Source organism: Staphylococcus sp. HMSC068C09 (genome assembly GCF_001813735.1).
Lineage (GTDB): Bacteria > Bacillota > Bacilli > Staphylococcales > Staphylococcaceae > Staphylococcus > Staphylococcus hominis.
On sequence record NZ_KV813756.1, the window covers coordinates 233,673 to 255,289 of the forward strand.

22 protein-coding genes, 2 tRNA genes and 1 riboswitch are annotated in these 21,617 nt (G+C 31.1%); of the genes, 14 read left to right on the forward strand and 10 right to left on the reverse strand.

The genetic code is table 11. From position 1 onward, the window contains the following. Positions 1-268: 268 nt before the first annotated feature. The 6 genes from HMPREF2930_RS05900 (at position 269) to HMPREF2930_RS05925 (ending at position 8,136) form a co-directional block, all read left to right on the forward strand. Positions 269-1,753: a UDP-N-acetylmuramoyl-L-alanyl-D-glutamate--L-lysine ligase gene (locus HMPREF2930_RS05900; RefSeq protein WP_017175801.1), complete on the forward strand. Its 1,485-nt coding sequence runs from the start codon at positions 269-271 to the stop codon at positions 1,751-1,753. Continuing rightward, on the forward strand, positions 1,743-2,000 hold the full coding sequence (locus tag HMPREF2930_RS05905) for a YueH family protein (protein ID WP_017175800.1): 258 nt from the start codon (positions 1,743-1,745) through the stop codon (positions 1,998-2,000). The genes HMPREF2930_RS05900 and HMPREF2930_RS05905 overlap by 11 nt, the downstream gene beginning before the upstream one ends. Further along, positions 1,997-3,559, forward strand: coding sequence for a peptide chain release factor 3 (locus HMPREF2930_RS05910; RefSeq protein ID WP_017175799.1), 1,563 nt, complete (start codon positions 1,997-1,999; stop codon positions 3,557-3,559). Before HMPREF2930_RS05905 ends, HMPREF2930_RS05910 begins: the two co-directional genes overlap by 4 nt. Before the next feature lie 120 nt (positions 3,560-3,679). Next, positions 3,680-3,812, forward strand: a riboswitch (yybP-ykoY riboswitch). A 56-nt stretch (positions 3,813-3,868) separates the two neighbouring features. Next, positions 3,869-4,666 (forward strand): TerC family protein, encoded by a 798-nt coding sequence (locus HMPREF2930_RS05915; RefSeq protein ID WP_017175798.1) that lies wholly within the window; start codon positions 3,869-3,871, stop codon positions 4,664-4,666. 233 nt (positions 4,667-4,899) lie between these two features. Then, positions 4,900-6,759 carry a trypsin-like peptidase domain-containing protein gene (locus HMPREF2930_RS05920; RefSeq protein WP_037541190.1) on the forward strand — a complete coding sequence of 620 codons (1,860 nt, stop codon included), beginning with the start codon at positions 4,900-4,902 and terminating at the stop codon, positions 6,757-6,759. A gap of 18 nt (positions 6,760-6,777) precedes the next feature. Continuing rightward, positions 6,778-8,136 carry a TrkH family potassium uptake protein gene (locus HMPREF2930_RS05925; protein ID WP_017175796.1) on the forward strand — a complete coding sequence of 453 codons (1,359 nt, stop codon included), beginning with the start codon at positions 6,778-6,780 and terminating at the stop codon, positions 8,134-8,136. 163 nt (positions 8,137-8,299) lie between these two features. On the opposite strand, the gene HMPREF2930_RS05930 is transcribed toward HMPREF2930_RS05925, so the two are convergent. After that, entirely contained in the window at positions 8,300-8,902 is a 603-nt protein-coding gene (locus tag HMPREF2930_RS05930) for a CPBP family glutamic-type intramembrane protease (protein ID WP_017175795.1), read from the reverse strand. Between the two features lie 15 nt (positions 8,903-8,917). Next, positions 8,918-9,094 (reverse strand): YkvS family protein, encoded by a 177-nt coding sequence (locus tag HMPREF2930_RS05935; protein WP_002448045.1) that lies wholly within the window; start codon positions 9,092-9,094, stop codon positions 8,918-8,920. Between the two features lie 188 nt (positions 9,095-9,282). Here HMPREF2930_RS05935 and HMPREF2930_RS05940 point away from each other — a divergent pair, with 188 nt between their 5' ends. Continuing rightward, positions 9,283-10,272 carry a lipoate--protein ligase gene (locus tag HMPREF2930_RS05940; protein ID WP_017175794.1) on the forward strand — a complete coding sequence of 330 codons (990 nt, stop codon included), beginning with the start codon at positions 9,283-9,285 and terminating at the stop codon, positions 10,270-10,272. 90 nt (positions 10,273-10,362) lie between these two features. Here HMPREF2930_RS05940 and HMPREF2930_RS05945 read toward each other — a convergent pair. The 3 genes from HMPREF2930_RS05945 to HMPREF2930_RS05955 all read right to left on the reverse strand — a co-directional run bounded on the left by HMPREF2930_RS05945 (position 10,363) and on the right by HMPREF2930_RS05955 (position 11,258). Further along, a tRNA-Ser gene (locus tag HMPREF2930_RS05945) sits at positions 10,363-10,451 on the reverse strand. A gap of 3 nt (positions 10,452-10,454) precedes the next feature. Beyond that, positions 10,455-10,529: transfer RNA gene (locus HMPREF2930_RS05950), tRNA-Asn, on the reverse strand. A gap of 144 nt (positions 10,530-10,673) precedes the next feature. Continuing rightward, positions 10,674-11,258, reverse strand: a complete 585-nt coding sequence (locus HMPREF2930_RS05955) for a competence protein ComK (RefSeq protein WP_017175793.1) — start codon at positions 11,256-11,258, stop codon at positions 10,674-10,676. Between the two features lie 207 nt (positions 11,259-11,465). Here HMPREF2930_RS05955 and HMPREF2930_RS05960 point away from each other — a divergent pair, with 207 nt between their 5' ends. Beyond that, positions 11,466-11,684, forward strand: coding sequence for an IDEAL domain-containing protein (locus tag HMPREF2930_RS05960; protein WP_002488353.1), 219 nt, complete (start codon positions 11,466-11,468; stop codon positions 11,682-11,684). 67 nt (positions 11,685-11,751) lie between these two features. Here the strand turns inward: HMPREF2930_RS05960 and HMPREF2930_RS11770 are convergent, their stop codons facing one another. Together HMPREF2930_RS11770 and HMPREF2930_RS05965 are read right to left on the reverse strand one after the other, a co-directional pair. Further along, positions 11,752-11,850 (reverse strand): SAR1012 family small protein, encoded by a 99-nt coding sequence (locus HMPREF2930_RS11770; protein ID WP_017175792.1) that lies wholly within the window; start codon positions 11,848-11,850, stop codon positions 11,752-11,754. A gap of 88 nt (positions 11,851-11,938) precedes the next feature. Next, the gene (locus HMPREF2930_RS05965; protein ID WP_017175791.1) at positions 11,939-12,151 is read right to left on the reverse strand and encodes a TM2 domain-containing protein; all 213 of its coding nucleotides are present in this window, start codon (positions 12,149-12,151) and stop codon (positions 11,939-11,941) included. A 143-nt stretch (positions 12,152-12,294) separates the two neighbouring features. On the opposite strand from HMPREF2930_RS05965, the gene HMPREF2930_RS05970 reads away from it, so the two are divergent. Beyond that, positions 12,295-12,846, forward strand: a complete 552-nt coding sequence (locus HMPREF2930_RS05970) for a GNAT family N-acetyltransferase (RefSeq protein ID WP_017175790.1) — start codon at positions 12,295-12,297, stop codon at positions 12,844-12,846. Between the two features lie 50 nt (positions 12,847-12,896). Here the strand turns inward: HMPREF2930_RS05970 and HMPREF2930_RS05975 are convergent, their stop codons facing one another. Further along, complete coding sequence (locus tag HMPREF2930_RS05975) at positions 12,897-13,835, reverse strand: 1,4-dihydroxy-2-naphthoate polyprenyltransferase (RefSeq protein WP_017175789.1); 939 nt, start codon at positions 13,833-13,835, stop codon at positions 12,897-12,899. A 180-nt stretch (positions 13,836-14,015) separates the two neighbouring features. Between HMPREF2930_RS05975 and HMPREF2930_RS05980 the strand changes: the two genes are divergently transcribed. From HMPREF2930_RS05980 to menB, 4 genes are read left to right on the forward strand one after another with little or no spacing between them, the layout of a single operon-like run. Further along, on the forward strand, positions 14,016-15,383 hold the full coding sequence (locus tag HMPREF2930_RS05980) for an isochorismate synthase (RefSeq protein WP_017175788.1): 1,368 nt from the start codon (positions 14,016-14,018) through the stop codon (positions 15,381-15,383). After that, complete coding sequence (gene menD, locus HMPREF2930_RS05985; RefSeq protein ID WP_025987184.1) at positions 15,373-17,043, forward strand: 2-succinyl-5-enolpyruvyl-6-hydroxy-3-cyclohexene-1-carboxylic-acid synthase; 1,671 nt, start codon at positions 15,373-15,375, stop codon at positions 17,041-17,043. Before HMPREF2930_RS05980 ends, menD begins: the two co-directional genes overlap by 11 nt. Beyond that, the gene (gene menH / locus HMPREF2930_RS05990) at positions 17,030-17,833 is read left to right on the forward strand and encodes a 2-succinyl-6-hydroxy-2,4-cyclohexadiene-1-carboxylate synthase (protein WP_017175786.1); all 804 of its coding nucleotides are present in this window, start codon (positions 17,030-17,032) and stop codon (positions 17,831-17,833) included. Before menD ends, menH begins: the two co-directional genes overlap by 14 nt. After that, positions 17,826-18,644 (forward strand): 1,4-dihydroxy-2-naphthoyl-CoA synthase, encoded by an 819-nt coding sequence (menB, locus tag HMPREF2930_RS05995; protein WP_017175785.1) that lies wholly within the window; start codon positions 17,826-17,828, stop codon positions 18,642-18,644. Before menH ends, menB begins: the two co-directional genes overlap by 8 nt. Positions 18,645-18,695: 51 nt before the next feature. On the opposite strand, the gene HMPREF2930_RS06000 is transcribed toward menB, so the two are convergent. After that, entirely contained in the window at positions 18,696-19,871 is a 1,176-nt protein-coding gene (locus tag HMPREF2930_RS06000) for an aminotransferase class I/II-fold pyridoxal phosphate-dependent enzyme (RefSeq protein ID WP_017175784.1), read from the reverse strand. Positions 19,872-20,139: 268 nt separating this feature from the next. Here HMPREF2930_RS06000 and HMPREF2930_RS06005 point away from each other — a divergent pair, with 268 nt between their 5' ends. Beyond that, a complete protein-coding gene (locus HMPREF2930_RS06005) occupies positions 20,140-20,559 on the forward strand; it encodes a MarR family transcriptional regulator (protein ID WP_002448073.1) in 420 nt (139 codons plus the stop codon). Positions 20,560-20,735: 176 nt separating this feature from the next. Here HMPREF2930_RS06005 and HMPREF2930_RS11775 read toward each other — a convergent pair. Next, on the reverse strand, positions 20,736-21,617 hold an 882-nt coding region (locus tag HMPREF2930_RS11775; protein WP_256278345.1), incomplete at its 5' end, for an N-acetylglucosaminidase.

Sequence of the window (21,617 nt, forward strand, 5' to 3'; positions counted from 1 at the left end):
TTTATAGTGAATTATAGCATATTCGAACAATGATTACTTTAACTTTATACCCTTATCCTAGCACTAATAAAGTGAAATGTATGGGACTTACACTAAGATAAGAAAAAATTTATAAATAATTAACTTGGAATTAATATTAATAATATAGAAGATACAAAAATGATTTGATTTTGAGTAGTTCAGAATTTACTTTTTTAGGTGAGAATAAATTTATCAACAACTTTAAAATGTGTATAATAGAGATATTGAAAAAAAGGAGCGATACATTTTGAATGCGAATGAGTTGTTCAATAAAATAAGAGTTAAACAAGTTATAGGAACTTTAGATATAGATATCACTGATATTACTACAGATTCTCGAACTGCTAGTGGAGAAAGTATCTTTGTAGCCTCTAAAGGATATACTGTAGATAGTCATAGATTTTGTCAAAACGTCATTGACCAAGGAACTAAAATTATAGTTGTAAACCGTAAGCAAGAAGTTAAAGGAGAAGTCACACAAGTTATTGTACCTGATACTTTAAGAGTAGCCAGTATATTAGCGCATACATTATTTGATTATCCAAGTCAACAACTCACTACCTTTGGCGTCACTGGTACAAATGGTAAAACTTCAATCGCGACAATGATTCACTTAATTTATAGAGGATTAGACAAAAATAGTGCGTATTTAGGTACGAATGGATTTCAAATTAATGAAGAAAAAACAAAAGGGGCAAATACTACTCCTGAAACTGTATTGCTTACTAAGAAAATTAAGCAAGCTGTAGATAGTAAAGCTGAAGCAATGACTATGGAAGTCTCAAGTCATGGATTAGCTCTAGGACGATTAAGAGGGGTAGAATTTGATGTAGCTATTTTTTCAAATTTAACCCAAGATCATTTAGACTTTCATGGCACAATGGAAGCTTATGGACATGCTAAATCTTTACTATTTAGTCAATTAGGTGAAGATTTATCAAAAGAAAAGTATGTGGTATTAAATAATGATGATGATTTCTCTAAATATTTAGAAACGGTAACACCATTTGAAATATTGACATATGGTATAGATAATGAAGCACAGTTTATGCCTCAAAATATCAAAGAATCTTTACAAGGTGTACAATTTGATTTTGCTACTCCATTTGGCACGTATCATGTTTCATCACCCTATGTAGGTAAATTTAATATCTCAAATCTTATGGCAGCTATGATAGCAGTGTGGAGTAAAGGAGTCGATTTCAAAGATATCGTAGAAGTGGTGAAATCTTTAGAACCTGTTGAAGGGCGTCTAGAGGTTTTAGATCCATCACTTCCAATCGATTTAATTATTGATTATGCACATACTGCTGATGGTATGAATAAACTGATTGACGCAGTGCAACCTTTTGTTAAACAAAAGCTCATCTTTTTAGTAGGCATGGCTGGCGAACGTGATTTAACAAAAACGCCTGAAATGGGCGCTGTTGCATGTCGAGCAGACTATGTTATTTTTACACCTGACAATCCAGCAGATGACGACCCTAAAATGTTGACTGCAGAACTTGCTAAAGGGGCAACACATAATAACTATGTAGAATTTGAAGATCGAGCTGAAGGCATTAAACATGCTATCGAAGTCGCGAATCCAGGTGATACAGTTGTACTTGCTTCTAAAGGTAGAGAACCTTATCAAATTATGCCAGGACACGTGAAAGTGCCACATCGTGACGATTTAATTGGTTTAGAAGCTGCGTATAAAAAGTTTGGAAAATCCAACTATGATCATTAAGCAACTTTCTGAACAAAATGAAATAATCAATGTATATCTATATGAAAATGTGGATCATTCTTATTATATGATAGCTATTCCAGATATGTTTTGGTCTGTAGAATTAAATGTACAACTCAATGAACAGGAAATAAATGAAGAGTTAATAATGCAATTATTTACATTTAAAGAAGAAAGTGAAGCATTGCGTATAGCTTCTCAGTTATCTAAGTGGATAATAAAGGATTTAAAGGAGAATAATGAATGAGTTTAAAAGAAGAAATAGAATCAAGAAAGACGTTTGCTATTATCTCACACCCGGATGCTGGTAAAACGACGCTAACTGAAAAATTATTATATTTTAGTGGTGCTATTCGTGAAGCGGGTACTGTAAAAGGGAAAAAAACAGGGAAATTTGCAACCAGTGACTGGATGAAAGTGGAACAAGAACGTGGTATTTCTGTAACCAGTTCAGTCATGCAATTTGATTATGATGATTATAAAATTAATATTCTAGATACACCAGGACACGAAGACTTTTCTGAAGATACATACCGAACATTAATGGCGGTTGATAGTGCAGTAATGGTTATCGATTGTGCGAAAGGGATCGAACCCCAAACATTAAAATTATTTAAAGTATGTAAAATGAGAGGCATTCCTATCTTTACTTTTATCAACAAATTAGACCGTGTAGGTAAAGAACCATTTGAACTATTAGAAGAAATTGAAGAAACATTAAATATTGACACCTATCCAATGAATTGGCCAATAGGAATGGGTCAAAACTTTTTTGGTATTATCGATCGTGAGTCTAAAACTATTGAACCTTTTAGAGATGAAGAGAATGTATTACATTTAAATGATGAGTATGAACTTAAAGAAGAACACACTATTAGCAATGATAGTGCTTTCGAACAAGCGATTGAAGAATTTATGTTAGTTGAAGAAGCTGGCGAAAAATTTGATAATGAAGCATTATTAAATGGTGATTTAACTCCTGTATTTTTTGGCTCAGCATTGGCTAATTTCGGGGTTCAAAATTTCTTGAATGCATATGTAGATTATGCGCCTATGCCTAATGCTCGTCAGACGAATGAAGAAGTTGAAGTTAGCCCGTTTGATGACGAGTTCTCGGGTTTTATATTTAAAATTCAAGCGAATATGGATCCAAAACATAGAGATAGAATTGCATTTATGAGAGTAGTCAGTGGCGCGTTTGAAAGAGGTATGGATGTGACCTTGCAACGTACCAATAAAAAACAAAAAATCACACGCTCTACCTCTTTTATGGCAGATGATAAAGAAACCGTCAATCACGCTGTAGCTGGAGATATTATTGGATTATACGATACAGGTAACTACCAAATTGGTGATACATTAGTTGGAGGTAAACAAAAATTTAACTTCCAAGATTTACCACAATTTACACCTGAAATTTTCATGAAAGTCTCTGCTAAAAATGTCATGAAACAAAAACATTTCCATAAGGGAATTGAACAGCTTGTGCAAGAAGGTGCGATTCAATATTATAAAACACTTCATACGAATCAAATTATTCTCGGTGCAGTGGGTCAATTACAATTTGAAGTATTCGAGCACAGAATGAAAAATGAATACAATGTAGATGTCGTCATGGAACCTGTAGGTAGAAAAATTGCACGTTGGATTGAAAATGAAGAGGATATTCAAGATAAGATGAACACGTCACGTTCTATTTTAGTGAAAGACAGATATGATAAGTTTGTTTTCTTATTTGAAAATGAATTTGCTACACGTTGGTTTGAAGAAAAATTCCCAGATATTAAACTATATAGTTTATTATAAAAAATGACAATATAAGGTTTAATTTAAAATAATAATAAAGAAATACAATATTTTTAGCTTTAACATTGTTTATATATAACAAATCTGGTTATAATACTCTTAACAAATAAATACCTATGACTTAATGTCAGAGGGGAGTAACTTGAGAATTTGAGGGGCTATATTACTAACATCTTAAATTCAGCATTTTATCGTCATTACGAAGTTGATACTTCCGGTAAAATGAGCAAATTTGCTAAGTGAGACCTTTGCTATGAATTAGCATAGGTCTTTTTATTTGTAAAAAATAAATAAAGGAGCTGTCTTTTCATGGATCCAAGCTTAATTTTACCTTATTTGTGGGTAATATTAGTGTTAGTATTTTTAGAAGGATTACTAGCAGCAGATAACGCGGTTGTAATGGCAGTAATGGTTAAGCATTTACCACCAGAACAGCGTAAAAAAGCATTATTCTATGGTTTACTAGGAGCATTTATTTTCCGTTTTATTGCTTTATTTTTAATTAGTATTATTGTGAATTTCTGGTTTATTCAAGCGATTGGTGCTGCATACTTAATTTTCATGTCTATTAGAAATCTTTGGAATTTCTTCCATAAGAAAGATGAAGAGGAACAAGTTGGGGATGAACATCATTATGATGAAACTGGCGCTGAAAAGAAAGTAAGTGCTGGAAAATTTTGGGCTACCGTATTTAAAGTAGAGTTTGCTGACATTGCCTTTGCAATTGATTCTATGTTAGCAGCAATGGCTATTGCAGTGACACTTCCTAAGATGGGTATTCATTTTGGCGGTATGGATTTAGGTCAATTTGGAGTCATGTTCATCGGTGGCATGATTGGTGTTATTTTAATGCGTTTTGCAGCAACATGGTTTGTTGATTTATTAAATAAATATCCAGGTTTAGAAGGTGCCGCTTTCGCAATTGTTGGCTGGGTAGGTATTAAATTAGTAGTTATCGTATTAGCTCATCCAGATATTGGCGTATTATCAGAAGAGTTCCCACATAGTACGTTATGGCAAGCAATCTTCTGGACTGTAATGATTTTATTAGTTGTTATTGGATGGTTAACATCAGTACGAAAAAATAAAAAGAATGCTAAGCATTAGATGTAATCGATACCTTTTGAAGTTTTTTTATAAAAGACTTCAAAAGGTTTTTTCAATTAATAACTATTTGTCAAATATTTTTAGAAAATATTTGACAATCGTTTGCTTATTAACACTAATGATATTAAAATTTAAGTAATATATAAATAAATTAAGATAGATATATAACCACATAAAAGTAAATCATTTTTTAGTGATATATATTGTGATTTCAAGGTTAGGAGTGGGCATCTTTGGATAATGATAAAAAACAAGTGATACCGCGTAGTAAATATGGGCGTAAACGTCACGAATACTTTCATAATGAAGAACGTGAGGAACGTATTGAACGTGAAAGACAAAAGCGTGAACATTTAGCAGAAAAAGAACAGCATCAAGCAAAAGTAAATGAAGAACGTGTCAAAGATAATTTAAGAAAAGCTAGAATTGAGAAATTAACACAAGAAGAAATTCAACAACAACAACATTTAGCTAAGTTAAGATCAAAAAGAGATGCATCAAACACAGCTAAGAAAAATAATAGGCATCATTTAACTCTGCCTGAAGAACAACACCTTAAACAAGAAGACATACATAATGAGGAATTGAAACAGCAAAAACCAATTTCGAGTAATGGCTCAAAAAGTGAAAATGAAACGAATAAATCTATAGAACCAACTTATAGTAGATTGAATAAAAATAATGAATCTCGTCCAAAGTCTAAACAAGAAAAAGACAATCAACATAATGATACAATTAAAACACAATCTAAACATCCAACAATCACTGAAGAATCATACACTTCAACTAAGGATAAAGAATCAATCCATACTGAGAAAGAACAAATTTCAACTCAGCAACGTTCAACTCAAGTAGAACATACTAAGAGTGAACAATCAAAGCACATATCTAATTCTGATAAGAATACGACAGAAAATATATCGGATCAACAATCTCATGAATCACATGAACAATCATCAAATGATACAAAAAATAAAGTCGTTGACTTTTTAAAAGAACATTGGATTAAAATTTTAATCGCAATTGCGTTAATATTAATTTTAGTTTTAGTAAAAGCTATTTTTACTGAACCTTCACAAGAACAACATTCAAATCAAACACATACACAAGATAAGAAGTACACAACAACTATGAAAAACGCTAATAATACTGTCAGATCAGTGGTAACAGTAGAAAGTGACGCACCTAAGAATACTTCAGTTCAAAAAACAAATTCAAAATTAGATAGTGAACTTGGCTCAGGTGTCGTCTACAAAACTGTAGGCGATACTTTTTTTGTATTAACAAATACACATATTGTTGGTGAAGCAGATAAAGTTAAGATTACATATGGAGAGAATAAAAGTATAAAAGGTGACGTGGTCGGAAAGGATAAATGGTCAGATATTGCAGTAGTGAAAGCAAAAATCAATGATAAAAATATTAATTCTATCCATATTGGAAATTCAGATAAATTAGTTTTAGGGGAATCGATATTAATTGTAGGTAATCCTCTAGGAGAAGAGTTTAGAAATACGGTATCAAAAGGGATTATTTCGGGGCTAAATCGGTTGGTTCCTGTTGATTTTGATAAAGATAATAAAAATGATGAATTGATGCAAACGTTCCAAATTGATGCTTCTGTTAATCCAGGAAATTCAGGTGGAGCTGTAGTTAATAAAGATGGAGAGCTTATTGGTATCGTTTCATTAAAAATTAATATGCCAAGTATAGAAGGAATGGGTTTTGCTATTCCCATTAATGAAGCTAAATCAATCGCTAAAGAGCTTGAGAAAAATGGGAAAGTAAATTACCCCAATACTGGAATAGCTTTAGAAAATGTAAATGATTTAAATCATTATGAACGCTCACTTTTAAAATTACCTAATGATATAAATGATGGGATTTTAGTGAAAAAATTAAAAGATGACGGTTTAGGTAAAAAATCAGGTTTAAAAATTGGTGATGTCATTGTAAAATTAGAAGGTAAAACATTAAAAGATAATTTGCAGTATAGACACATCCTGTTTAACCATCGACAAGATTTAAAAACGTTAACCGCTAAAATTTACAGAGATGGAAATATTCAAGATATAGAAATTAATTTGAAATGACATTGAGGTGACAAACTAATGTCTATTTTCAGTAAATTATTCAAAAAATCAACGCCTCAACAAGGTATTGTTTTATATTATTTAATTGCAATTGTCGTTGCATTTTTATTACTCAATTTACCTTTTGTACATAAACCTGGCGTGAAGGTGAGTCCTATAGATACATTGTTTGTAGCTGTATCTGGAATTAGTGTGACCGGTTTAACGCCAGTCAGTATTATTGATACCTATTCATCATTTGGCCAACTTATCATTTTAATTATCTTAAACATCGGTGGCATAGGTGTAATGGCGATAGGTACAGTGTTGTGGGTAGTACTTGGTAAACATATTGGTATGCGCGAACGTCAACTTATCATGCTTGATAATAATAAAGACACAATGAGTGGGACAGTTAAGCTTATTATTGAAATTGTTAAAACCATCATGACTATCGAAATTGTAGGTGCACTCTTGCTTGCATTTTATTTTTACAGAGACAATCCTGATTTAAAAAATGCTTTAATGCAAGGTTTGTTTGTATCTATTTCAGCTACTACAAATGGTGGGTTAGATATTACTGGCCAATCACTAGTTCCATATGCCAAAGATTACTTTGTACAAACTATTGTAATGTTTTTAATTATTCTTGGGTCTATTGGTTTTCCAGTATTACTTGAAATCAGAGCTTATATACGAAATAGGGTAAGTCATTTTAGATTTTCTTTATTTACTAAAATTACAACAACGACTTACTTTTTCTTATTTATATTTGGATTTTTATCTATTTTAGCACTTGAGTATAATCATGCATTCAAAGGATATAATTGGCATCAATCTTTATTCTATGCATTATTTCAATCTGCAACTACACGTAGTGCTGGATTACAAACCATTGATGTGACACACTTTAGTGATGCAACAAATGTCATTATGAGTATTCTCATGTTTATTGGATCTTCTCCGAGTTCAGTAGGAGGAGGTATTCGAACAACGACATTTGCGATACTTATTTTATTTGTGATTAATTTTAATAACAATACAGAAAAATCATCGATTAAAGTATTTAATAGAGAAATTCATACCATCGATATACAACGTTCTTTTGCTGTGTTTATAATGGCGACAGTACTTACTTTTGTAAGCATCATTATTATATTAGCAGCAGAAGCCAATAATTTATCATTCTTACAGGTGTTTTTTGAAGTCATGTCTGCGTTTGGAACATGTGGCTTATCACTTGGGGTGACAGATAATATTAGCAGTATTACCAAGGTCGTCTTAATGCTTCTTATGTTTATAGGACGTGTCGGTTTAATATCATTTATTATTATGATATCTGGTCGTAAAGAACCTGATAAATTTAGTTATCCAAAAGAGAGAATTCAAATTGGATAACTAAAAAAGGAAAGTGGGATACATTCATTTTGAATTCGTTATCCCACTCTTTTTTGTATGTAGATAGTTATGTTTTAAATAAAAAAAGAATATCGTTATTGAAATGAATCGTGATACCAATTAAAAAAACCTTTTCTTAGTTTTAGCAACTAAGAAAAGGTTTTTATCCATGAAAGATAAGTAATAAAATGATGGCAACAATTTGACCTAAAGACGATGTAACAATACGTCTTGTATACTGATAACTCAATGATAATATGACTTGAGCTATAAAGATAAAAATAACAATCCACCATTTATCAAGATAGATAAATAAAGAACTAGAACATAATGCAGGTATTAAAATTGTTAGCCAGCGAGGTAGTCTAAATTTATTTAACTCTTTTTGTAAGACAGCACGCATGTATAACTCATGACAAGGGATGACAAATAAGATAGTAACTAACATTTGCCATTTAAAATATACACCTGTTCTTGATAATTCTTTAATTAATTCGGTATAAGTAATTTGTGACGATATAAATGAAAATATAAGTTGTATTATCACTAATACAACACCTGTGATTACGCCCACACCAATAGAGGTTAATAGACGTTTTGATGTGATATCACGTTGATAAAATACATAACTAATGCCAGCAATTAACATTATACCAGTATATAAATACCAATATTCTTGATGTTCTCCCCACATTATAAATAAGATAAGATGAAATACAATAAAACTTGCAACAAACCAAATTAAGGGTTTAGATGTATTTTTCATTTAATATTAACCTTCTTATTCAACGATTTTATATCGTTTGTGATTAATAACTGTTTTTTCAGGTAAATCTAGTTCATTAAAATTTTCCATAATTGTCAAATCAACAATAACTGAATTATCATTAATTTTTTCAACACGGCCTCTTAAACCGTCATAAAATTCTACAATATTTCCAACTTCTGCAACAGTCATTTCGAGTCCTCCTCAAATCATAGCTAGACTATATTGTACTAAAATTTACACTACAAATAAACAAATATATACTAAAATCAGAAAATATTATATTATTTTTGAAAATAATGCCATAATTAAGTTAAATAATCGATAGTGGAAGATATATTGCATTATTAAATTTTAAAAGAAAGAGAAAGGTGAGAGCTATGAAATTTGTAAGTAATAATAATATTACTGATCCTACAATTAACTTAGCCATGGAAGAATATGTACTTAAATATTTACCTGCAGATGATAGTTACTTTTTATTTTATGTTAATGAACCCTCAATCATTGTAGGTAAAAATCAAAATACAATTGAAGAAGTTAATAAACAGTATGTAGATGAGCATCATATTCATGTTGTACGACGAATTTCTGGAGGAGGAGCTGTGTACCATGATAAAGGCAATTTGAATTTTAGTTTTGTAACGAGTGATGATGGTAACAGTTTTCATAACTTCAAGAAATTTACTGAGCCTATTGTTCAAGCTTTACAATCTATGGGTGTAGATGCAGAAATGACAGGCCGTAATGACATTCAAGTAGGCGCAGCTAAAATTTCTGGAAATGCTATGGTTAAGGTTAAAAATCGTATGTTTAGTCATGGTACATTAATGCTAAATAGTGATTTAGAAGAAGTACAAAACGCATTAAAAGTGAATCCTAAAAAAATTCAATCTAAAGGTGTGAAGTCTGTACGTAAACGCGTAGCAAATATTGAAGAATTTTTAGATGACTCTATTACAATTGATCAATTTAAGCAAATTATTTTAAAAAACATCTTTGGTGAGCATGAAGTAGAGGAATATCATTTAACGGAAGAAGACTGGAACAATATTAAGCAATTAAGCAATGAAAAATATCGTACTTGGGATTGGAATTATGGTAAAAATCCTAAATATAATTTTGAACGGGACGAGAAGTTTGAAAAAGGATTCATTCAAGTTAAATTTGATGTCAAAAAAGGAAAAATTGAACATGCTAAAATCTTTGGCGATTTCTTTGGAGAAGGAAATGTCAATGAATTAGAAGATGCTTTAGTAGGAATATTACACGATTATACTCATATAAAAGAAGTAATGGAAGACTATGACTTTTATCATTACTTTGGTGATATTGATAAAGACAGTATATTGAAGTTAATGGCGTATTAGTTTAAATATAAAAAAGGAGTCAAATTGTAGAAACATTGGCTCTTTTTTTATAAAAAAAACTCTTTACTTAAAAAGTAAAGAGTCAAATGACGGAAACGGAGGGATTCGAACCCTCGCGCCGCTCTCGCGACCTACACCCTTAGCAGGGGCGCCTCTTCAGCCAACTTGAGTACGTTTCCATATGGCTCCGCAGGTAGGATTCGAACCTACGACCGATCGGTTAACAGCCGATAGCTCTACCACTGAGCTACTGCGGAATAATATAACGTGTTCTTCAATCAATACAAATACAATTATATCAATAATCTTAAAATTTGCAAGAGATTATCTTTAAAAAATATACGGAACATTTACACTAAATTAATATAATCGTTCCGTATATTTTAAAAATAAACATACAGCTATTTATCTTCTAATAAAGAATAGTGTGAAAGTGCCTCAAAAATATTTAAAGATGTTTTTTCATAATCGATTGGCATATCTGGATTATTAGATTTCATTCTTGCTTGTTTATCAATCATATAGTAATAGAAAATAGAATTAGAATATTGATGCCATAAACTATGAAAAGATACATTTAATGTTAGTGCTTCTTGATTTGCAAAGATAATTTTACTCTTTCTGTTTTTTAATGGCTTAATATCAGAAATATAATGCATATTAATCCATATATTTTCTTCTAAACGGTCTGAATGTGTTGGGAAAAAGTAAGTTGGAAACAATGGTGTGAGAAGGATGGGAGGTTTACTAGTTATTCCAGCAATGCGTTGAGTTTCAGCTTTCTTGCTTAAGTAGTTATTGCCATAAAATCTACAAGATCGTTCAATAATTTTTTGAGTTTTAAAAGGACTTATTTCTCGTGAGGTATCGAATTTGAGGATTTCTGAGCCGTTCGGTTGTTGATGATCGTCAAATGTAGGTCTAATCACCATATCACCTTTACGTATGACATAAATCGTATTAGGAGGTTTATTGAACTGAGTCATAAGATCAGCTCCTTATTTAATTATTTATTATTAAACACGAAGAGTGATTAATAATATAAAATTATTATATAAAAAAAGTATATGTTGTCAAGTTATTATTTAAAAATAAAATTACACTAATTTATTTAGAAAAGTCTGAATATTCATTGATTTCAAAATAAAAAGCTTGTATACTATTTTTAAATTAATAGAAAGGTAGTGAATCTTATGTATTACAATACAAATGTTAAACATACCACACTAGAAGAATTTGTAACGACGGTGAATGATTTAGGTGTAGAACTTGTGATTGACGAAGCGTTACGTTTAGAAAGAAAGAAACAACTTGTAACATTAATTGATGAAGCTTTGGTTAATAGAAATGAAGATGATTTTAATCAATATACTACTGAATTAAAACATTTGGAGGCATTTCTCAATGAGTAAATCCGGTTCCAATGAATCACTATAAAAAGGTCTATTCTCTAAAATAAAGTGAATAGACCTTTTTAAATTATTTTCTTTTTGAATTTCCTTCTATTTTATTTTTAATCCATTTTAAGACATAGCCTGTAATAATTGTTCTCACAATACGTTTAATAAAGTTTTTCATAGTCACATTCTCCTTTTTAAAACTATTATTAATTTATACCCCATTTTCTTTAATTTAAAGAAGAAAGTTTAAAAACTTTCGCTTGTTTTTATCTGGGTATAAAAATATATCCATTATTATCAGCTTTAGTAGTAAAGATAATGATAATGCCATGAATAATCGAAACAATTGTTGGAATAAGTGTCCAAAAGAAGACCAAATGTAATACACCTTGTCCAACTTTATCTGCATAGAACTTGTGAATCCCAACACCACCTAAGAACAATGCACATAATACATATAATGTTTTGTTTACTCTCATATTATGGATGCCTCCTTATTTTTATATTGTAAGTAATTTATGACTAAAATCAAGAATGTCACTTATAAAAGAATCAGTTTATACTTACTATAATATTTAATTTCTTGTAAGAAGATGAGTATGATGTAGATGGAGGGATAAATATGATTAGAAAAGCGACACCAAGTGATAATAAGCAAATTGCAAAACTTTATTATTTAATATGGAAAGATATGGAACTTGACATTGTAAAGGAAATTTCTAAAAAACGTATGATTAATTTGCTTGAACTTAGTATAGTTAATGTACATTATCGTACCTATTATAAAAATATATGGGTATATGAAAAGAATAATGAAGTGGCCGGTTGTATTATCGCTTATGATGGTTCAAAAGAAATGGAGTACGAAGAACAATGGAACCAACTGCCTCTTGAAGAAGATATCAGATTAGTTGGAACACCTTTACCTATAAAAGAAGCTAAAAATGATGAGTGGTATATTGAAGCAGTGGTCACATCGCCTGATTATAGAGGACAAGGTATTGCGACACAATTGTTGGAACACTTGATCACCACAAGTTTTAATAAAAAATGGAGTTTAAATTGTGATTATAATAATGAGAAAGCACTTAAACTTTATAAACAACTAGGTTTCAAATGGGTTGAAGATATTAATTTATATGGCCATGATTATCTACATATGATATATATATAATAATAAAAAAACCAGCATTGTTAAAAAAGAACAATGCTGGTTAAAATAAATTAGATACCACCTAAAAGTGCGCTGATATAAATACCTAAAGCGTACAAAATACCAAAGATTGTATTCGTTTTGCCAGTCGCTGCCATCGCTGGCATCATGCTTGCTGGTGTATCATTTTTATTAAAACGGCGAATTGCTTTGATTGGCATTGGGAATGAGAATAATACTAACAAGTAGAATAATGAGCCACCTGATTTGAATAAAGCAGTAAATATTACGATTAAGTAAGCTAAGATATACATTGCTGCCATAAACGTAATAGAAGCTTTTTTACCTAATAAAATAGGCAAGGTTTTACGACCACTTGCTTTATCTTTAACACGGTCACGAATGTTATTAGCCATATTAATTAACCCGATTGTAATGACAATAGGTAAGCTAATCCAAACAACAAAACTATTCACATTACCTGTTTGAATAAAGAATGCAAGTAAAATGATAATCATACCCATAAATAATCCGGAGAATAATTCACCAAATGGCGTCCATGAAATAGGAATAGGTCCACCAGTATATAAATAACCAATTGCCATACATACAATACCAACTGGAATAATCCAAAATGAACTATTAACAGCTAGATATATACCAAGTAAAGCGGCAATAATATAAAAAGCAATTGCTAGATTCATGACAAGTTTTGGACTCATACCATTTCGAACAATCGCGCCACCGATGCCTACAGATGTATGATCGTCTAATCCTTTTTTAAAATCATAATATTCATTAAACATATTAGTCGCTGCTTGAATTAAAAGGCATGCGATTAACATTGCTAAGAATAGGCTGAATTTAATATGATCTTGACTGCCCAGTAAGAAAAGTTTAGCTGTCGCTGTTCCTACTAATACAGGGACAATAGACGCGGTTAAAGTATGAGGTCTCATTAAATGCCAATATTTTCTAACAGTTGAATATTGTTGATATTGATCTGCCATAATGTAATCTACCTCTTATAATATAAAGTTTTAACATATGTATTTTATAGGAATAGGTAAGAAAGGTCAATCAACGTGAAATATTTCTCTAAATTGATTAAGCAATTATGATACGATGAATAACGAAAAATGTTACAATACTTTAATGAGTAAAAAAAGATAATGAAAGAAGTGAAATGAATGGCTGCCAACCTAATGGAAGACAAAATTATGGAATCTATATATGAAAGCAATAAAAACTGGGTTTCTGTTGAAGTCGTGTTAAATAAATCTTTAACACCAAGTGAATTATTTAATTTAACTGAAAAACAAGCTGGAGATCGATTTTATTTGCGATTAAACGATAATATGTCTTCATTTTTCGGCTATCATGCAATTCAAAGGTTTAAGAATAACTTTGAAAATAAACAATCTATCTTTCGGGAATGGGAAAAATTTAAAAACGATGTAGAACTAATTCATGTTAATACGCAAAAGCATCACCTTAAAATAGTAGGGGGATTCCAATTTTCAAATCATAAGTCTGATGATGAGTGGCGTGAATTTGGGATTAATCATTTTGTGGTACCTGAAGTACTTATTTCTTCAGTTAACAATCAAACCATTTTGACATATACAGTTGAAAAAGCTCAATTTGAAATGGAAAAATTAAATCAAATTATTAATTATTTTGAAAATACTCAAGTCGATACGACAGAACGAGAGACAGCTTTAGGCAATGTAACACGCATGGAAGATATTTATGTTGATGAGTGGAAAGATCTTGTAAGTCATACGATTGAACAACTTGATAAAGATCAAAAAGTAGTGCTTGCGAGACGTCGTTTAATTAAGTTTGATAAGCCAATTAGTATTCCTTATGTACTTAATCGTGCGTTAAACAATGAGAAAAATAGTTACTTATTTATTCTAGAGTCTAACCAATCTGTATTCTTCTCTCAAACACCAGAGCAATTATTAAAAGTTGAAGACGGTGTATTATCTACGAAGGCTGTAGCAGGAACCATTCCTCGAACACAAGATGCTGAAAAAGATGAAAAAAATGTTCAAGCATTTCTACAAGACAGTAAAAATCTAGGTGAACATCAATTTGTCGTTAGAAGTATTTTAAATGATATTGAACCTTATGTAGAAAATGTAGAGTACAATCAAAAACCTAATATTTTAAAAAATGATCATATGTATCATTTGTATACTGAAATAAAAGGAACATTATTGAATCATTCGTATATTAGTTTAATTGATGAGTTGCATCCTACACCTGCCTTAGGTGGTTATCCTAAGAAAGAAGCAGTTGATTATATTGAAAAAAATGAGTTTGGTACACGAGGATTATATGGGTCTCCAGTTGGATATATCGATGTAGATGATGATTGTGAATTTATTGTGGCTATTCGTTCTATGTTAATTAAACAAAATCAAACTACTTTATTTGCAGGTTGTGGTATCGTAAAAGATTCTAATGCTGAAAGTGAAGTTGAAGAAACGTCGGTGAAATTTTCACCAATGATGAATGCTTTAGGAGTAGTGAATGAGAATGAATCATAAAGAAGCTTTAACTAAACAAGTTTATACATTTGCATCAGAGTTATATGCCTATGGTGTGCGAGAAGTCGTTATTAGTCCGGGCTCACGTTCGACTCCTTTAGCGATTGCATTTGAAGCGCATCCAAATATAAAAACTTGGATACATCCTGATGAACGTAGCGCAGCTTTTTTTGCTTTAGGATTAATTAAAGGAAGCGAACGTCCAGTTGCGATTTTATGTACTTCTGGAACAGCGGCTGCTAATTACACGCCAGCTATAGCCGAAAGTCAAATCAGCCGTATACCGCTTATAGTATTAACTAGCGATCGTCCACACGAACTTAGAAGTGTAGGCGCACCACAAGCGATTAACCAAGTCAATATGTTTGCAAATTATATTAACTTCCAATTTGATATGCCTGTAGCTGATGGCAGTCAAGAAATGCTCAATACTATCAATTATCAAATGCAAATTGCAAGTCAATATTTATATGGTCCACACCGTGGTCCAATACATTTTAATTTACCATTTAGAGAACCGTTAACACCAGATCTTGAAATGACTGAGAATTTAAAATCTGAACATAAAATATTGCCTCATTATCAAAAAAATATAGATATACAAGATATAAAAAATGTATTAAAAGATAAGAAAGGTCTTATTATTGTAGGGGATATGCAGCACCAAGCAGTCGATCAAATTTTAACTTACGCTACAATTCATGATTTACCAATTCTTGCAGATCCACTTAGTCAATTACGCAAGTTTAATCATCCTAATGTCATTACAACATATGATTTATTATACCGTTCTCATTTAAATATTGATGCTGATTTTATTATACGTGTAGGTAAACCAGTTATTTCTAAAAAATTAAATCAATGGCTTACACGCACAAATGCATTTCAAATATTAGTTCAAAATAATGATAAAATTGATGTATTTCCAACACCGCCACACATCTCATATGAAATATCAGCAAATGATTTCTTCAGAAGTTTAGTGAATGAACCAACAGTAAATCGTAAGGATTGGATTGAACGTTGGCAATCTATAGAAGCACAATCTCGTAAAGCAATCACTCAACATATGTCTCAAGCGACAGATGAATCAGCATTTGTAAGTACACTGATTCAAAAACTCACTAAAGATGATGCATTATTTGTAAGTAATAGTATGCCTATTCGTGATGTAGATAATTTATTATTTGATAGTGAAGTAGAAGTGTATGCTAATCGAGGTGCAAATGGTATTGATGGCGTTATTTCTACTGCTTTAGGTATGGCAGTACATAAAAGAGTGACATTACTGATTGGAGATTTAGCTTTTTATCATGATATGAATGGATTATTAATGGCTAAATTAAACGATATTCATATTAATATTGTTATACTTAACAACGATGGTGGAGGTATATTTTCTTATTTGCCTCAAAAAACAGCAGCAGAGCAATACTTTGAACGTCTATTTGGTACACCAACTGGACTAAATTTTGAGTATACTGCCATGTTATATGATTTTTCATTTAAACGTTTGAATAATATTACCGATTTTTCTCAAGTATCATTTTCAAATATGAATTCATATATATATGAAATGATTACAAATCGTGAAGATAACTTAGAACAACATCAACTTTTATATCAGAAATTGAGTGAGATTTTAAATGTTACATTATAATTTTTATAAATCTGATCATCCAAGCAATCAATTATTAATTTTACTTCATGGTTTTATTAGTGATAGTCAAACGTATATGAATCATATAGAGGCTTTTCTTACTCAATGTAATATTTTAACTATTGATTTACCTGGACATGGCAAAGATGACTCACCTATAGATCAAACATGGGACTTTCCGTATATAACGGAACAAATAAATCGAGTTTTATCTCAATTTGAGAAATATAAATTCAGTTTATTAGGCTATTCAATGGGTGGGCGCGTAGCACTTTACTATACAATATATGGTCAATATGAAATCAAACAATTAATATTAGAAAGTACATCGCCAGGCATTGCTGACGAAACCTTACGTAAAGAACGACAGGCTATCGATCAAGCACGTGGACGTGTATTAGAAATAGCTGGAATTGAAGTGTTTGTAAATGATTGGGAAAAACTCCCTTTATTTCAAACACAATATCTATTAGATGATAATAAAAAACAGGCAATGCGTCGTATGCGACTTTCGCAGGATCCTAATAAATTAGCGAAAGCTTTAAGAGATTATGGGACTGGACATATGCCTAATTTATGGGGAGATATTAAGCGTATAAAAAGTGATTGCCTTATTCTAGCAGGAGAATTAGATGAAAAATTCGTTAATACTGCTAAAAAAATGGCACAAGAAATTAAAAACTATCAAATCCATATTTTAAAAAATGTAGGTCACACAATTCATGTGGAAGATGAAGCGGAATTTGATACAATAGTATTAGGCTTTTTAAAGGAGGAGCAAAATGACTAGACAGTGGGAAACACTAAAAGAATATGATGAAATTAAATATGAATTCTTCGAAGGAATTGCAAAAGTAACAATTAACCGACCAGAAGTACGTAATGCATTTACACCTAAAACAGTAGCTGAAATGATTGATGCATTTACTAGAGCACGTGATGATCAAAATATTTCTGTTATTATCTTAACAGGTGAAGGCGATAAAGCGTTTTGTTCAGGCGGAGATCAAAAGAAACGTGGACATGGCGGTTATGTTGGTGAAGACCAAATTCCTCGTTTAAATGTATTGGATTTACAACGTTTAATTCGTGTTATTCCTAAACCAGTTATTGCAATGGTTAGAGGTTATGCAATTGGTGGAGGTAACGTATTAAATGTAGTATGTGACTTAACAATTGCTGCAGATAATGCAATCTTTGGTCAAACTGGACCTAAAGTAGGTTCATTTGATGCTGGTTATGGTTCAGGATACTTAGCTCGTATCGTAGGCCACAAAAAAGCACGTGAAATTTGGTACTTATGTCGTCAATACAATGCTCAAGAGGCATTAGAAATGGGCTTAGTTAATACTGTAGTACCTTTAGATAAAGTAGAAGATGAAACAGTAGCTTGGTGTAAAGACATTATGAAACATTCACCAACAGCATTACGTTTCTTAAAAGCTGCAATGAATGCAGATACAGATGGTTTAGCTGGTTTACAACAAATGGCTGGAGATGCTACATTACTGTATTATACTACTGATGAAGCAAAAGAAGGTCGTGACGCATTTAAAGAAAAACGCGATCCTGATTTTGATCAATTCCCTAAATTCCCATAAATAATAGTAATAAAAAAACGCAAAATTGACTTAGTCAATCTTGCGTTTTTTTTAATTATCTAACACGTTAGGATAGTGTTCTTTTAAATATAATTCTAAACGACGCATACCTTCTTTTAAGACGTTCATTTCATAAGCATAAGAAATACGAATATAGCCTTTTCCTATATCTGTGAAAGAAGAGCCTGGCACCATCGCAACATGTGCCTCTTCCAGTACATTGACACAAAAGTCAAAATCATTATTAGTGAATCGTTTAATACTTGGGAAAATATAAAATGCACCTTCAGGTTGAGCTTCAAGTTCGAATCCTAGAGATAACAATTTATCTTTTAAATAATCACGGCGTTCAATATAAGCTTCGTTCATATATTTTGGTGCTTCTAAGCCCTCATTTAATGCAGTGATACAAGCAATTTGAGCAGGAACATTAGCACAAATACAGTTATATGCATGCATGAAAGTTAATTTTTCAATTAAATATTCAGGACCGATTAAAAAACCGATACGGATGCCTGTAGCTGAATGTGATTTACTTAAGCCGCCAATGAGTAATAGTTGGTCACGTATCTCTTCATATTCTGCGAAAGAAGTATGTGTTCCTGTAAACGTATTTTCAGCATATATTTCATCACTGATAATAAATATTTCTTTAGTTTTTAAATAATGTACAAGGGCTTCAACTTCTGAGCGCTCTAATATAACACCAGTTGGATTAGTAGGGTAATTTAATAAAATTGCTTTAGTTTGATTAGTAAAGTAAGTTTCAATTAGCTCAGGTGTTACCTTAAAGTCAGAATGTGTGGTATCAATATAAATAGGTTTACCACCTAAAGTTTCAACTAATGGAATATATCCGGCATAAATAGGACCAGGGATTAAAATTTCATCTCCAGGTTCGATTATACTTCTTAGCGATGTATCTAACGCTTCACTTGCACCGTTTGTAACAATAATTTCTTCTTCGCTATAAAAAAATCCATATCTACGTTTAAAATATTGACTAATCGCTTGACGCGTTTCAGTAAGACCTTTGTTATGTGAATAACTTGTTTTATCTTCACTTATTGCATTAATATATGCTTGCTTAACCACATCAGGCATTGGAAAATCAGGTTGGCCAATAGTTAAATTAACACAGTCGTTAATATTTTTTATTCGACTTGAAAACTGTCGGATACTTGGCGCTCTTAAAAACTTAGAATTTGAATTTAAAGTTAATTTCATATTTACACCTCTAAATATAATCATTCAAAGTATTATGACCTCATTACTTTGAAATAGAATATAATTATCATATCATATTTTTATTTATAATATTTAATTAATAAAATCTCATTTTCTCTCAATTTAAATAGAAAAATTAGAAATCGTGTATAATGAATAGATAATATCATATTATTAAAATGAATTTAGTCAATTTATTGAATAGTATTGTCTAATTATAAAATTAACTTTATAATATAAACAATTACTAGAGTGGAGTAGAACAGCTATGTATAATCAACTAGAAAAACTTATTACCCTAACAAACAATGATCTTAATTTAGTAAATAGACGCTTTGGCCAACGGACTGATATAACAAATGACCAACTGGAATTATTAAGAATTCTTTATAACTATGATCGATTATCACAATATGATTTAACAATGAAGATTAGTAGAGAGCAGTCCATTGTATCTCGTTGGATAAAGAAATTAGTTCATAAAGGTTATATTACAAGTCAACAGTCACACGAAGATTTACGTTGTAAGGATTTATGTTTAACAACTGAAGCTAGAGATTTAATTAAACAAATCAATATAGCAAGATGTGAATTAATCGAAGCGAGATGTCAATGTTTAACAGAAGAGGAAATCAATAATTTGAATCATCTTTTAAATAAACTTAATAGTCGTCATCTTTATATCTAACATAGCACCCATCTTATTGTTCTTTATAACATAGTCCAATAAGATGGGTGCTTGTATGAAATATAAAATTTAGAGCAAAAAAGAATCTGAGACAGAAATAAGTGTCTCAGATTCTTTTAAGTATGGGTAGGCGATAACTGAAGGGCAACTGAATTCAGTCTCACTCCCAAGTAGTATTATTGATTAAATACTGGTATTTCAAAATATTTACCAACTGAATTAATTTGATCGTATAAGTATTTTAAACCTTCAGCATTCACATTTGCCCAATTAATATCAGTAGCATATTGATGTGTACCAGGTTGATCAGGATTCCAACGCATTTTATAAAGTGTATTTTGACCAGATTTAATATAATCTTGAGCAATAAATTTAGCTCCATCAATAATAGCTTTAGAAATACTATTCCAGCCAGATCGTTTTGCGTAATTAATTCCATTTACAAGTGGTGCATAATCATAAGCACCAATACCATATACATTATAGTATTTAATAGGGGAATTAGAAACGACTTGATTATTAACCAAATTTGCACCTTTAGCAAGTTTAGATTGGCCATTACCCGTTTCAAGTAGGGCATGAGCAATTAAGTAAATTTCATTAACACCTGTCAATTTTGCAGCATTAGCAAATGCTTGACCTTGGTTTTCTAATATTCCCTTACCTTTAAGTAGTCGATTTAAACGATCTACAGATAATGATTGTGGGCGATCTAAACGTAAAAATTGATATTTTAAAGTTGGATGTTTAGCAAGTGTTTTCGCGTTCATCGCATTTTTAATTTCACTATACGTTGCATTTGACCAACCGCTATTATTACGTTGAACTTGTGGTGGTGCACCGTAAACATTTTGTTGAATTTTAGTGACATCATCAAGTGTTCTATAGTTTTTAGATAGTTTAACTAATTGTTGTTGTAAATCGCTTTTCTTAATCCATACTGATTTACCATTACTTAATTTACCATAATACCAAGTGATACCATTTACTACTTTTCGTTTTGTAACTTGAAAAATTTGTTCATTAAATGGCTTGAGTAAGTACCCTTTAGCTGAAGT

What these genes read in the sequence shown, in the direction of transcription:
- HMPREF2930_RS05905 (WP_017175800.1), top strand. Translation starts at nt 1,743, where the DNA reads ATGATCATTAAGCAACTTTCTGAACAAAATGAAATAATCAATGTATAT.
- HMPREF2930_RS05910 (WP_017175799.1), top strand. Translation starts at nt 1,997, where the DNA reads ATGAGTTTAAAAGAAGAAATAGAATCAAGAAAGACGTTTGCTATTATC.
- HMPREF2930_RS05915 (WP_017175798.1), top strand. Translation starts at nt 3,869, where the DNA reads ATGGATCCAAGCTTAATTTTACCTTATTTGTGGGTAATATTAGTGTTA.
- HMPREF2930_RS05925 (WP_017175796.1), top strand. Translation starts at nt 6,778, where the DNA reads ATGTCTATTTTCAGTAAATTATTCAAAAAATCAACGCCTCAACAAGGT.
- HMPREF2930_RS05930 (WP_017175795.1), bottom strand. Translation starts at nt 8,902, where the DNA reads ATGAAAAATACATCTAAACCCTTAATTTGGTTTGTTGCAAGTTTTATT.
- HMPREF2930_RS05935 (WP_002448045.1), bottom strand. Translation starts at nt 9,094, where the DNA reads ATGACTGTTGCAGAAGTTGGAAATATTGTAGAATTTTATGACGGTTTA.
- HMPREF2930_RS05940 (WP_017175794.1), top strand. Translation starts at nt 9,283, where the DNA reads ATGAAATTTGTAAGTAATAATAATATTACTGATCCTACAATTAACTTA.
- HMPREF2930_RS05955 (WP_017175793.1), bottom strand. Translation starts at nt 11,258, where the DNA reads ATGACTCAGTTCAATAAACCTCCTAATACGATTTATGTCATACGTAAA.
- HMPREF2930_RS05960 (WP_002488353.1), top strand. Translation starts at nt 11,466, where the DNA reads ATGTATTACAATACAAATGTTAAACATACCACACTAGAAGAATTTGTA.
- HMPREF2930_RS11770 (WP_017175792.1), bottom strand. Translation starts at nt 11,850, where the DNA reads ATGAAAAACTTTATTAAACGTATTGTGAGAACAATTATTACAGGCTAT.
- HMPREF2930_RS05965 (WP_017175791.1), bottom strand. Translation starts at nt 12,151, where the DNA reads ATGAGAGTAAACAAAACATTATATGTATTATGTGCATTGTTCTTAGGT.
- HMPREF2930_RS05970 (WP_017175790.1), top strand. Translation starts at nt 12,295, where the DNA reads ATGATTAGAAAAGCGACACCAAGTGATAATAAGCAAATTGCAAAACTT.
- HMPREF2930_RS05975 (WP_017175789.1), bottom strand. Translation starts at nt 13,835, where the DNA reads ATGGCAGATCAATATCAACAATATTCAACTGTTAGAAAATATTGGCAT.
- HMPREF2930_RS05980 (WP_017175788.1), top strand. Translation starts at nt 14,016, where the DNA reads ATGGCTGCCAACCTAATGGAAGACAAAATTATGGAATCTATATATGAA.
- menD (WP_025987184.1), top strand. Translation starts at nt 15,373, where the DNA reads ATGAATCATAAAGAAGCTTTAACTAAACAAGTTTATACATTTGCATCA.
- menH (WP_017175786.1), top strand. Translation starts at nt 17,030, where the DNA reads ATGTTACATTATAATTTTTATAAATCTGATCATCCAAGCAATCAATTA.
- menB (WP_017175785.1), top strand. Translation starts at nt 17,826, where the DNA reads ATGACTAGACAGTGGGAAACACTAAAAGAATATGATGAAATTAAATAT.
- HMPREF2930_RS06000 (WP_017175784.1), bottom strand. Translation starts at nt 19,871, where the DNA reads ATGAAATTAACTTTAAATTCAAATTCTAAGTTTTTAAGAGCGCCAAGT.
- HMPREF2930_RS06005 (WP_002448073.1), top strand. Translation starts at nt 20,140, where the DNA reads ATGTATAATCAACTAGAAAAACTTATTACCCTAACAAACAATGATCTT.